We start from the raw sequence: 11,663 nt of genomic DNA, 5'->3' as shown, positions 1-11,663 counted from the left end.
TTTCGCCGAGCGTGCACGGGTATCGTCGATCCGTCATGGTCCGGGAGTGTCCTCGGCCGCAATGCGACGCCACTCGCGCGGTGTGATGCCGTAGGCCAGCCGGAACCGGCGGGTGAAGTGCGATTGGTTGCGGAATCTCCACCGGAGCGCGATCGCGGCGATCGACCGGTGCCGGGCATCCGGGCGCGCCAACTCCGCGCGGATCTGTTCCAGCCGTTCACCGATGATCCACTGTGCAAGGCCGTACTCGGCGGCGGCGCAGACCTTGTACAGGTAGCGCACCGAAACACCGTGTGCCCGAGCGATACTTGCGGCATCGAGATCCGGATCGCCGAGATTGCGGCGCACATGGGCGCGCACCCTGCGACAGCAGCACCTCATCGGGCAGCAGGGTGGCGTCGGCATCGTCACGACCTGCCGAAAGCAGCAGTCCGCGTACCAGCTCCACACTCGCGGCGCCGGTGTGCGCGGCAGCGGGACCGGTGCTCAGCGCCGGTGCGGCCTGTGTCATCGCGACAATGTGCTCGGCGACGAGCCGATAGAGCGGGCTGTCCCGGACCGTCACCTCCGCATCGCGAATGAGCTGCCCCGGCAGATCCAGCCGATCCAAGGGCACATACAGGCAGGTGGATGCGCCGATGCCGCGCCAGCGGAAGTCGTAGGGGGAGTTCAGATCCATGACGTGCAGCTCGCCCACCGGTACCGTGCGCCGGTCGTCGAGCTGGGTGTAGTGGCTGACGCCGGTCTGCTGGACGGCGACGGCGAGCATCGGAGCCTCGAACGCGCGCACCTGACGGGGTGTGCGCCGCAACAGGATTCCCGACATCTCGGCGCGGAATATGCTGGCCGCGCCGAACTCCCACATCTCGAAGACGCCGTGCACCGGTCCGGTGGGATCCTCGTGCACGACATGCGATGGCACCGAGGCGGTTTGCATGGCATCGCAGATGGCGTCCGCGCGCTCGGCGGCGGGCAGTGCGCGTGTGTCGAAGACGATTGTCACGATGGCCCCGACCCTCGGCGTGTGATTCGAACATGGTCAGAAAATTCTGACAGTCCGACGCCGGATCGGGCCGAGGGCGCACCAGATGTGTTCGAATGAACGTGCTAGCGGGTCGCGGTCACGGCCGTCTGGATGGTGTCGGCCACGAGCACCGGCTGGGAGACCAGCGAGGCGTGCGAGGCGGATATCTCGGTCGTGGTGGCGGGAGCGGCCCGCGAGGCCATGAAGCGCTGTGACGCGGCGGGAATCACATTGTCCTCCCGGGAAACCAGATACCAGCTGGGAGTGGTGGCCCAGGACGGCGCGCCACTGGGTTCGAGATTGGCCACCAGGGAGGCCGAGCGCTGATGGTCGAACATGGTGGCGGCGGTCTCCGCGCTCACATCCTGGGCGAAGATCTCGTGGAAGTAGGGTTCGGCGATATAGCCGTCGAGGCCGCCGCCGACGGGCGTCAATTGCAGTGCGGGAGGCAGGATCCGGCTGCCCGGAAACTGGATCGGACTCAGCAGGCCCTGCACGAATTCGCCCTGGGCGGGCGCGAAGGCGGCGATGTACACATTGGCCCGCACCTTCGAATCGTGGGTATTGGTGATGACCGCGCCGCCGTAGGAGTGGCCGACGAGCACCACCGGGCCGTCGACGGCGTCGAGCGCGCGTTGCACGGCCTGTGCGTCATTGCTCGGTCCGCGTAGCGGATTGTCCACGGTGACAACGTGATAGCCGCGCGCACGCAGTTCGGCGGCGACGCCGTCCCAGCTGGTGGCGTCGGCGAACGCGCCGTGCACCAGCACGATGGTGGGACCTGCCGGGGCGGCGGTCGCGGTGGCCGGGACCAGCGGGGCCGCGGCGATGAACGCGGCCGCCAGCACGGTCGGCAGGCGGCGCGGGAGAAGCGATGAGGACATGTGTGGTCACTCTTTCGTCGAATCAGGGGAGTGGTGGTGGCGCGCGAAACAGCTACCGGGTCTGCGGGAATCGGGTCGCGACATGACGTAGCGCCCAGTCGAGCGCGTAGTCCGCGATCTCCTCCCAGCCGTCCTGGCTGACCAGGCGGTAGGTGCGGCCCGCGAACTCGACCCGTTCGACCAGCGCCGGTCCCCGGGAGTACTTGCGCAAGGCGGCCTTCTGGATGGCGGGCGGTGCGACATGGTCGCGGGTGGCGGAGATCAGCAGCAGCGGTGCGCGATCGGGTTTGGTGAAGTCGACGCGCGTGACACCGGTTTTCGGCCTCGGCAGTGACAGGACGCCCTCGAAGAAGACCCGGTTGTAGGACGGTATGGCGCTGGCCTCCCATTCCCGATCGGAGTCGGCGCGGGACAGATCATTGCCGAAGGTGTAGTGGAAATGGCGCTTGGACAACTGATTCGCCTTGTTCTTGCGGAATGGGTTGGCCAGCACCGGCAGTCCGGTGCGCAGCGTCGAGAACGGCAGGGCGAGCACCCCCGCCGGTTGGCCCGGGGCGACTCCCACCCCGGCGATGCCCAGCCCGCGGTCGAGGAGCATCTGGATGAAGATGCCGCCGAACGAGTGACCCATGATGACGGGCTGCTCGGGCAAGGCGCGGATCACGGCGTCGTAGGAATCGACGATCTGTTTGATTCCTATGCCCGCCAAGGCATTCGAATCCTGTCGCACCTCGGCGGGGGTGCGTCCGGCGATGCCCGGCCAGCCCGGGGCGATGACCTCGTGGCCGAGGTCGCGGAAGCGTCCCGCCCAGGTGTCCCAGCTCGACGGTGTCATCCACAGCCCGTGCACGAGCACGATGGGCGGTTTGCGAGTGGAGGGGTTCATTGCGATGTCTCCCTTGCGATCACGAGCGAATGAAAGTGAGCAGGTCCTCGGACAGCCGCTGCTTCTCGGTATCGGGCAGCGCATGACCCGCCCCCGCATAAACCTTCAACTCGGCCCCCGCCACGAGCTTGGCCGAACGCTGACCCCCCACCTCGAACGGCACGATCTGATCGTCGTCCCCGTGAATGACCAAGGTGGGAACGGTGATCGCGGCCAGATCCGCCCGGAAGTCCGTGGCCGAGAACGCCGCAATGCACTCATAAGCATTCCGATGCCCCGACGCCAACCCCTGCAACCAGAACGCATCCCGCATACCCTGCGGAACATCACCGCGCCGGTTGTGCCCGAAGAACGGCCCATCGGCCAGATCCCGATACAACTGCGACCGCGACGCCCGCTCACCCGCCCGAATGGCATCGAACACCGCCACCGGCAGCCCCTCCGGATTGTCCTCGGTCCGCAGCATGAACGGCGGCACCGCCGAAACGAGCACCAGCTTCGCCACCCGCGCCGCACCGTGCCGAGCGATATACCGGGTAACCTCCCCACCCCCGGTCGAATGCCCGACCAGCGTCACCCCGGTCAGATCGAGGGCTTCCACCACAACGGCGAGATCATCCGCATACGTATCCATCTCGTTCCCGTCCCAGCTCTGACTCGACCTCCCATGCCCCCGCCGATCATGCGCAACAACCCGACACCCATGCTCAGCCAAATAAAGCGCCTGACTCTCCCAAGCATCAGAATTCAACGGCCACCCATGACTGAGCACCACCGGCACCACCGGCACCCCCGCCGCAGGCCCCCAATCCTTGTACCAAATCCGAGTCCCGTCCTCGGTAACCACGTAATTCATCGATACCTCCTCCAATGGGGTATCTCGAAGATCCCGCACCGAAGCCCCCCGCGAACCACGTGATCCTCGTAGTCCTCGCCCCCCGCGGTCCCGGACGATACTGAACTCGATCGAGCCCAAGACAGCAGATAGGCCCGGCATAAGCCGGGCCTGATCTGGTATTTCTGGTGCGCGATACTGGGATTGAACCAGCGCGGCGGCAGATTCCATTCGTCCTCACCGATGTCCTCGGTGGTCGGGGAACTCGATTCGAGTGCTATATGGAAAGTGGATGTTGTAAGGCTCCTTGGTTACGGCTTCTAGAGACTCGGTCCACCTGCGTGCCGCCAGAGCAAGTGCGAGGTAGGTGAGTGCGAGGACCGCCGCGGATACTGCGACTGCCAATGTGAGCGGCGCACGCAGTGTGTCGGATAGCGAGAACGCGAAGAGACCTGCCGACACTGCCGTGCCGAAGGTCATGATCGGATCCTTCGGTGCAAAGGTCGAATACGTCGCGGAGTCTCGAAACGGCGGGGTATCGTCCCCCGGGATCCACGGCAAGTAGCGCCGAAGCCCTTTGTGGTTGTCGTCGAACCAACATCGGATCCGTCCGGCGCGCCGATAGAGCACTACGATCTGGACTGCAACAACCAGATGCTGTCGTATGAGTATCAGTCCAGCGAGCGTGAGCACAGCTCCAGCCACCGAGCCAAGGTGCTGCCAGTCGGCACTCGCTCGAGCATACGTGCCGCCGACCAGTGCTGTGACTGCGCCCACCGCCGCCATGTATACGCTGATTTGATGTCGGCGAGCCGTCTCTAGCAGCGCTATTCGACCATGCAGGACATTGAATTCCGCAATCAAGAAGGCGCTCGGGTCAGATGCTTCGCTCATCTGAAATCCGTTCGAGACTTTGCTAGTTCAGCCTGGCACGAATCCTGGGCGCCCAAAGACAGTGGATCAATCGGATCGAAGATCTTCCGGCTTGAACTACGAGGATCGAAGAACCACTGTTGAGTTTGTTCAACAAACTCAGATCGGGGGCTCGCTCTGGTCCAACAACCGGCAAATCCAGAATGGGTGATGTCGTTCGGTCGATCTATGGTCCCTGGCAGGTGCGTCGCCACACTGTTGTCAACCCACCGTGCGATCGTGCAGGAGTCGCTTGAGTGTCTACCTTTTGCAGGTCTCCTCGGCGGTGCAGCCCGCCGTAGACCCCTCCCATGTGCCGTTTCTCGGATAGCTCGGCCCACGCGTTGTCGCTCATCAGCTTCTCGATTTCGGCATTGATGAACTCTTTGCCGTCCGGCAGGGCGAGAATCAGCTCCTTGGCCGCAGCGATGTGCGCCTTGGCGTGAGCCTCGTCCGACGGTTCGATCATCGCACCTCGATCCCCAACTGCGATCGTGTGTCCATCTGGACTGTACGACGGCAGCGATCGGGCAATGGATGTATATCCGCGGATCGCAATGATGCTGAAACTTCCGTCACCCGCAATCGAGCTGCGATCACGGCGTGAGGCGTGGACTGTGCTGAGTGCCAAGGGCGAACCTGTGAGCGGCGGCTCAGTCCAGATTGAGTTCACACCGGTCAGTTCACGTTGAGTTCATGACAGTAGAAAGGCCCGGTGGAAACCGGGCCTGATCTGGTCGAACTCTGGTGCGCGATACTGGGATTGAACCAGTGACCTCTTCCGTGTCAGGGAAGCGCTCTCCCGCTGAGCTAATCGCGCGGGTTTGTCTCTTCAGTGAAGAAGAGGCGGCGACGGGAATCGAACCCGTGTGCACGGCTTTGCAGGCCGTTGCCTCACCACTCGGCCACACCGCCAAGCAGGCCGTGTTGGCCTCTCGAGCGGATGACGGGATTCGAACCCGCGACCCTAACCTTGGCAAGGTGATGCGCTACCAGCTGCGCTACATCCGCATTTCGTCCCGGGGGCCTTTCGGCTGTCCCGCTGACGAGAGAGAACATTAGCCGACTATCTGCACAGACAACAAATCGCCTGGTAGATGGGGGTGAAAGTGAACTACAAGCATGTAGTTCGCAACGCCTCCCCGAACAACCGGTGATTCGCCGGCCGGTTCACACCCTCTCGTGTTGGTTCACACCCGCTGGCGTCGCGGGGAAGGGGTGTGGATCGAGGGGAAGGGGTGTGAACCGTTTGGCGTGTCGTGGGGGACGGGCTGGTGGGGGGCTGGTTTTGCGGCGTTGTGCACGCGATTTGGTGGGATGCTGGGGGTGTGTGTTAGTGTTCTTTCTCGTTCGGAGCGGCGGAAAACGCCGCGAAGAGCAGCCGCTTCGGTGGCGAACTGCCTGGTTCTATAGCTCAGCGGGAGAGCACTCGCCTCACACGCGAGGGGTCGCTGGTTCGAACCCAGCTAGAACCACCATGAGGGGCTTACTCCGATCAGCGTTCGGTCGCTGGTCGGAGTAAGCCCCTTTCCGCTTTCTGTGAGCAGCTCTTTCCATAGTTTGATTGGTCGGATTGATCAGTCGCAGAGCCCGGATTCAGGGCGACCGTCATGATGGCCCTCGTATGGGGTGGTCGAAAGTAGCTCCGCAGTATGCGATTTCGCGCAACAGGTTAAGAGGGCCCGGCGGATGTTCTCTTGCGCCCCTTGCGCGTTCCTGGATGCGTAGACTCCGGATGTGACCGATCTTGCGGACTTCGCCGGGTTGATCCTGGGCGATCATGGACTCTGTGTCGTCTCGACACTGCGGGCGGACGGCACGATTCAGTCGTCTCTCGTCAATGCCGGAGTGCTGAAGCATCCGGACACGGGCGAGCAGGTGGTGGGGATTGTGCTCGTCGGCGGTACGCGCAAGTTGAGGAACTTGCGCGCCCGGCCCCGCATGACCGTTGTCGCTCGGGTCGGCTGGCAGTGGGCTGCGGTCGAGGGCTCGGTGTGGATCGCCGGGCCGGACGACCCGGCCCCCGGCATCGACGCCGAACGGCTGCGGCTCCTGTTGCGCGAGGTGTTCACCGCGGCTGGCGGCACCCATGAGGACTGGGACGAGTAGGACAGGGTCATGGCTGCCGAGCGCCGCACCGTCGTACTCGTTGTCCCGGACCGCGTGTACGGCAACTCCTGATCCACAAGCGCTCCTTGGCGTCGGGGTCGACTGCCGGTCCCGGACGGTGTCGACGGAGACTGGCCGGTGGGCGGCGCGTTCGACGAGCATGGGGTACCGGCCATTGTGCAGATTGCCCTGGACGCATTCCAGGGCGGCAGCCGCGGCGGTGTCGGTCATGGCTTCCCTCGTCGTGGGCATTCACCCACGGAATCTCGCCACTGTGGGAGCAGGCGTTCCCGCGTCCGGAACGGCATTCTTCCCCGGCCGCTCCGGTGGACGCTGGTGACTCCTTCCGACCGACCGGCCATTACCCGGCCCGAGGAACCTCCATGGCGGTGGCGGTGAGGGATCGGGCCGTGGCTGAGAGGACTGTTGTCCAGGTATTGGCCAGGTCTTGGATATCGGTGGGGTTCAGGAGGGTGTCGGGGAAGCGGAGTTCGGTGACGAGGTGGCCGTCGAGGACTATGGCGGTGATGTCCAGGGGGGCGGCTACGGTGAGGGCGGGGTCGGGCATGGATTCGTAGAAGGAATCGGTGATTTGGGTCCAGGGGGCGGAGGTGTCGGTGCCGGTGCGGATTTGGCCCAGGTAGTTGAAGCAGATCTGGCCGGGCATGTCGGCGGGTAGGTGGGCGGCGGTGTCGGGGTTCAGGTAGCGGAGCAGGGCGTAGCCGAGACCTTTGTCGGGGATCGCGTGCAAGAGGTGGCGGACGGAGGCGACGACCGTCGCCAGCTCCGGGCCTCCTGCGGCGGCGGCGGTGAGGTCGATGCCGGACAGGTCGACGCGGATCGGGAACATCGAGTTGAACCAGCCCACCGTGCGGGACAGGTCGGCTCCGGCGATCTGTTCCTCGCGGCCGTGGCCGACGAGGCGCAGGAGGACCGACGGGATTTCCCGGTTGTGGCGGCGATGCCATTGTGCGACAGCCACTCCCAGGGTGGCCATGAGTACCTCGCCGATTTCGGTGTTCAGGGCGGCGGGGACCTCGCCGAGGATGGCGGCCGTCACCTGGGGGTCGACGCCCGCGTGGACGCGGCAGGATCGGGAGGTGACATCGACGGCGGGGTCCAGGGGGCGCAGGCCGGGCAGGGGGTCGGGGCCGTCGAGCATGGATTGCCACATGGGCAGTTCGGCGATGCGGGCGGGGGAGCGCGCCTCGGTTTCGAGGGTGTGCGTCCAGGTGCGCATGGAGGTGCCCCCGGGGTCCAGGGTGGGTGCGGTTCCGGCCGCGACCTGCGACCAGGCCGAGGCCAGTTCCTCGATGACGATCCGTGACGACACCCCATCCAGCACCAGGTGGTGCGCCACAAGCAGCAAGCGGCCGGGCCGGTCGGGTCCGCCGTCGAGCCAGACCGCCCGCAGCACCGCGCCCGTATGCGGATTCAGTTCGGCCACAGCCGATTCCCACACCTCGCCGAGCGGCGTCGCGTCGTCGTCCACCGGTACCCGGCGCAGCAGCGAGTCCGCGGCCACCGATCCGGTCGGGGCGGCAATGAGCCGCCAGTCCGGGCGCGCCTCGGTTCCGTTGCGGCACAGGCGGGCTCGCAGCATGTCGTGCCGGTCCAGCACCGCTTGCAGGGTCGCCGTCAGGCCCGCGCGGTCGATGCCGCGCGGCAGGCGCACCAGCACGGAGAGGTGAAAGCGGTCGATGCTCCCGCCCAGATCCATCAGCCACCGCGCCACCGGTCCCAGCGCCATCTCGCCGACACCGCCGCCGGTGATCTCCGGCAGGGTCGCGGCGCCACCGCCTTCGGACGTCACCAGAGCCAGGGCCGCCGCCGTCCGCTGCTCGAGCACATCACGCGGGGTGAAAGCCAGTCCGCGGGCGCGCGCTCGCGCCACCACCCGGGTGGACAGAATGCTGTCGCCGCCCAGGGCGAAGAAATCGTCGTCCGCGCCGACCCGATCGATCCCCAGCACATCGGCGAACACCGCGCACAGCGCCTCCTCCACGGGACCGGACGGGGTCCGATAGGCGACGCGTTCGGCCGCCGGGGCCGGGAGGGCCGCCCGATTCAGTTTCCCGTTCGCTGTCACGGGCCATTCGTCCAGCTCCACGATGTGCGCCGGAACCATATACGGCGGCAGGCGATCCGCCGCGTACTCGCGCAGCGCGTCCGGCAGCGGTGCGCCGCCGAGGCCGCGCGCGCCGGGCAGCACGTAGCCGATCAGCTGGGCGTCGCGATCTCGATCCGGTCGGTGCGCGATGACCACGGCCCGGTCCACCGCGGCGTGCGCCGACAGCACCGCCTCGATCTCGCCGGGTTCGATGCGCACGCCGTGGATCTTCACCTGGAAATCCGTGCGCCCCAGGTATTCCAGTGCTCCCGATGCTCCCCAGCGGACCAGGTCACCGGTCCGGTACATGCGTTGATCGTGGTCGAAGGGGTTGGCCACGAAGCGATCCGCGGTCAGCCCCGGCCGTTCCGCGTAGCCGCGGGCCAGCTGGATGCCGGACAGGTACAGCTCGCCGGGGACCCGTGATGGCACCGGCCGCAACCACGCGTCCAGTACGAAGGCCCGGGTGTCCGCCACCGGCGCACCGATCGGCACGAGTTCGGTATCGGCGTCGCCGACGGGATGGAAGGTGACGTGGATCGTCGCCTCGGTGGGGCCGTACAGGTTGTGCACGGCGATATCGCGGTCGCGCAGGCGGGCCGCCAGGTCCGGGGGCAGTGCTTCGCCGGAGCAGAACACTTGGCGCAGAGTCGGATACGACGCGGGATCGGTTTCGGCCAGGAAGGCGCCCAGCACCGCGGGGACGAAGTGCGCGAGGGTCACCCGCTCGCTGGCGATGAGCGCGGCCAGGTAGAGTGGATCGGCATGCCCGTCCGGCTCCGCGATGACCAGCCGGGCCCCGGACAGTATGGGCCACAACAGTTCCCAGATCGAGACGTCGAAGGTGATCGGGGTCTTGTGGAGCATGACATCGGCGGGCTCGACCGGATATTCGGTCTGGAACCAGCCCAGCTGGGCGGTGATCGACGCATGGGTCACCATGACGCCCTTGGGCCTGCCGGTCGAACCCGAGGTGAAGATGACGTAGGCGAGGTCGTCCGGGCGTAGCGGCGCGATCCGCTCGGTGTCGTCGATCGGGGAGTCCGCGAAGTCGCGCAGCGCGAGCCGATCGATCTCCACCGTGCGCAGCGCCGCGGGCAGTTCGGTGCGCACGCGGTCCCGGGCAGTGGTCAGGACGCACCCGGGTCGCGCGGTCTCGGTCATGTACGCGATGCGCTCCGCCGGGAGAGCGGGGTCCACGGGAAGGTACGCGCCACCGGCCATCAGGACCGCGTACATGCCCGTCAGCAGATCCATCGAGCGGGTCATGGCGACACCGACCACGGTCCCGGGCCCCACCCCGTGCGCGATCAGATATCGCGCGAGCCGATGCACTTCGCGCGCGAACTCCCCGTAGCTGAGCGATTCCCCCGCGTAGCGCAGCGCCACGGCGTCCGGGCAGGCCGCCGTGCGCGCCGTGAACATGGCCGCCAGCGTCGCCGCCGAGACAGCGCCGGGATCGGTTTCGGTGCAAGCATTCGGCCGTCTCCTGTCGGTGAGCGCGTCGCCTGTGCCCAGGCGCAGCACCTGGCGGCGTTCGTCGGGTCCGAGCAGGTTGATACGACCGAGTGGCGTGCCGCCGGGCAGGGTCAGGAATTCGGTCAGGAAGTGCAGGAGCCGATCCAGTCGCCGCCGGATATCGGATTCGGTGTAGAGATCGGCATTTCCGATGAGATTCACCGCGATCGGCGCGTCCGGGCCGGTGCGGTAGATGTCGATGTGCAGGCCCTCGGTGCGTCCCGCGGTGAGAATCTCCACCGTCCCTTGGGTTTCGCCGAATCGGAGGGTGGTGTCGAAAAACATCAGATCGACAGTCGGACCGAAGATATCCCGATCGCCCTGTGCCGCACCGGCATCGCGGCGAATGTCCTCGTAGCGGTAGCGCGAGTGCCGCAGCGCCGTCGTCACTTCTGCGGTGGCGGAACGGATCAGCTCGTCACGGGTCAGTGGGAATCCGCAGTCCAGTCCGATGGGCACGAGATTGGCGAGCATACCTCCCGAGGACCGCAGGGCCGCGGTGGTTCGCCGCGCGGTGGCCAGGGAGAAGACGCCCGCGCGCTCGCCCGTCATGGCCGCCTCGAATGCGCACAGCGCCGCCACCAGCAGCCGGGCGATACTCGTGCGGGCTTCGGCGGCAAGGGTTTCCAAGCGGGTGCACAGCTCGGCGGGCAGGGCCCCGTGCGCGCGGAGCTCCGGCCGCCCGGACTCCGCGGCGGCGGCGCTGCTCGGCCGCCGCAGTTCGCCCAGGCGCCCGGACCAGTAGTCGCGGTCGGAGCGGAAGCGGTCCGAGGCGCGATATCGGTTCTCCAGCTCCAGCAGATCGCCGACCGACAGCCCGCGATAGGGCGCGGGCTCACGACCGGCGACCAGCGCCGAATAGCGTTCGGCGATCCGTGTCGCGAGACCGAGCCCGCCGACGCCGTCGAGCACCGCGTGATGGGAGCGCATGTACCAGAAGTAGTGCTCGGCACCGACTTTCAGCAGCGCTAACGAGGTCAGCGGATTGTCGATCATGGCCAGCGGCGCGGTGTGGTCACGGCGCATCCAGCGGTGCGCGGCATCGACGGGATCCGGATCGGCGGTCAGATCCACCGAACGCAGCGGTGATCCGATGGTGTCGGCCAGCCATTGGAAGGGGATGCCGTCCCGCTCCCCGAATCGGATCAAACCGGTTCCGGCCGCCGTGAACTCGTCCGTGCAGGCGCGCTCCAGCAGCCGGGCGTAGACCAGGCCCTTGATCTCGACACAGAGCGCGACGGTGCCCGCCGACCCGTCGGCGGGCGGCACCGCCAGCCACTGGCCCAGCTGGGCGCGGGTGAGATCCAGTGTGGTACAGACAGTTTCCACTGTGAGAACTCCTCGAAGTATCGCCGGAACGACAGCGCCGACGCGCCGGTCGGGAC

Annotated in this window: 8 protein-coding genes, 4 tRNA genes and 1 pseudogene; 2 read left to right on the top strand and 11 right to left on the bottom strand. The window is 66.6% G+C overall.

The window, feature by feature from the left end; genetic code table 11:
• Positions 1-33: 33 nt before the first annotated feature.
• The 10 genes from NC4_RS44745 to NC4_RS20375 all read right to left on the bottom strand — a co-directional run bounded on the left by NC4_RS44745 (position 34) and on the right by NC4_RS20375 (position 5,552).
• On the bottom strand, positions 34-282 hold the full coding sequence (locus NC4_RS44745; protein ID WP_169814840.1) for a helix-turn-helix domain-containing protein: 249 nt from the start codon (positions 280-282) through the stop codon (positions 34-36).
• The gene (locus NC4_RS20410) at positions 218-1,003 is read right to left on the bottom strand and encodes an AraC-like ligand-binding domain-containing protein (RefSeq protein WP_084529462.1); all 786 of its coding nucleotides are present in this window, start codon (positions 1,001-1,003) and stop codon (positions 218-220) included. Before NC4_RS20410 ends, NC4_RS44745 begins: the two co-directional genes overlap by 65 nt.
• Before the next feature lie 104 nt (positions 1,004-1,107).
• A complete protein-coding gene (locus tag NC4_RS20405; protein WP_067540768.1) occupies positions 1,108-1,908 on the bottom strand; it encodes an alpha/beta fold hydrolase in 801 nt (266 codons plus the stop codon).
• Positions 1,909-1,960: 52 nt separating this feature from the next.
• The gene (locus NC4_RS20400; RefSeq protein ID WP_067540765.1) at positions 1,961-2,794 is read right to left on the bottom strand and encodes an alpha/beta hydrolase; all 834 of its coding nucleotides are present in this window, start codon (positions 2,792-2,794) and stop codon (positions 1,961-1,963) included.
• A 19-nt stretch (positions 2,795-2,813) separates the two neighbouring features.
• Entirely contained in the window at positions 2,814-3,650 is an 837-nt protein-coding gene (locus NC4_RS20395) for an alpha/beta fold hydrolase (protein ID WP_067541053.1), read from the bottom strand.
• Between the two features lie 216 nt (positions 3,651-3,866).
• A complete protein-coding gene (locus tag NC4_RS40360) occupies positions 3,867-4,523 on the bottom strand; it encodes a hypothetical protein (protein WP_157554955.1) in 657 nt (218 codons plus the stop codon).
• A gap of 205 nt (positions 4,524-4,728) precedes the next feature.
• A complete protein-coding gene (locus NC4_RS20390) occupies positions 4,729-5,010 on the bottom strand; it encodes a hypothetical protein (RefSeq protein ID WP_067540762.1) in 282 nt (93 codons plus the stop codon).
• 276 nt (positions 5,011-5,286) lie between these two features.
• A tRNA-Val gene (locus tag NC4_RS20385) sits at positions 5,287-5,361 on the bottom strand.
• 24 nt (positions 5,362-5,385) lie between these two features.
• Positions 5,386-5,456 (bottom strand) — tRNA-Cys (locus tag NC4_RS20380).
• A 23-nt stretch (positions 5,457-5,479) separates the two neighbouring features.
• Positions 5,480-5,552, bottom strand: a tRNA-Gly gene (locus NC4_RS20375).
• Positions 5,553-5,944: 392 nt separating this feature from the next.
• Between NC4_RS20375 and NC4_RS20370 the strand changes: the two genes are divergently transcribed.
• Together NC4_RS20370 and NC4_RS20365 are read left to right on the top strand one after the other, a co-directional pair.
• Positions 5,945-6,019, top strand: a tRNA-Val gene (locus NC4_RS20370).
• 259 nt (positions 6,020-6,278) lie between these two features.
• Positions 6,279-6,722, top strand: a pseudogene (locus tag NC4_RS20365) (TIGR03618 family F420-dependent PPOX class oxidoreductase).
• A 289-nt stretch (positions 6,723-7,011) separates the two neighbouring features.
• On the opposite strand, the gene NC4_RS20360 reads toward NC4_RS20365, so the two are convergent.
• The gene (locus tag NC4_RS20360) at positions 7,012-11,607 is read right to left on the bottom strand and encodes a non-ribosomal peptide synthetase (protein ID WP_067540759.1); all 4,596 of its coding nucleotides are present in this window, start codon (positions 11,605-11,607) and stop codon (positions 7,012-7,014) included.
• Between the last annotated feature and the right edge of the window lie 56 nt (positions 11,608-11,663).

It is taken from the genome of Nocardia crassostreae, from assembly GCF_001613405.1.
Lineage (GTDB): Bacteria > Actinomycetota > Actinomycetes > Mycobacteriales > Mycobacteriaceae > Nocardia > Nocardia crassostreae.
This window is presented reverse-complemented; position numbering and strand designations above follow the sequence as displayed.

Coding starts and splice junctions, on each gene's coding strand:
- NC4_RS20405 (WP_067540768.1), bottom strand. CDS start 1,908: ATGTCCTCATCGCTTCTCCCGCGCCGCCTGCCGACCGTGCTGGCGGCC.
- NC4_RS20400 (WP_067540765.1), bottom strand. CDS start 2,794: ATGAACCCCTCCACTCGCAAACCGCCCATCGTGCTCGTGCACGGGCTG.
- NC4_RS20395 (WP_067541053.1), bottom strand. CDS start 3,650: ATGAATTACGTGGTTACCGAGGACGGGACTCGGATTTGGTACAAGGAT.
- NC4_RS40360 (WP_157554955.1), bottom strand. CDS start 4,523: ATGAGCGAAGCATCTGACCCGAGCGCCTTCTTGATTGCGGAATTCAAT.
- NC4_RS20390 (WP_067540762.1), bottom strand. CDS start 5,010: ATGATCGAACCGTCGGACGAGGCTCACGCCAAGGCGCACATCGCTGCG.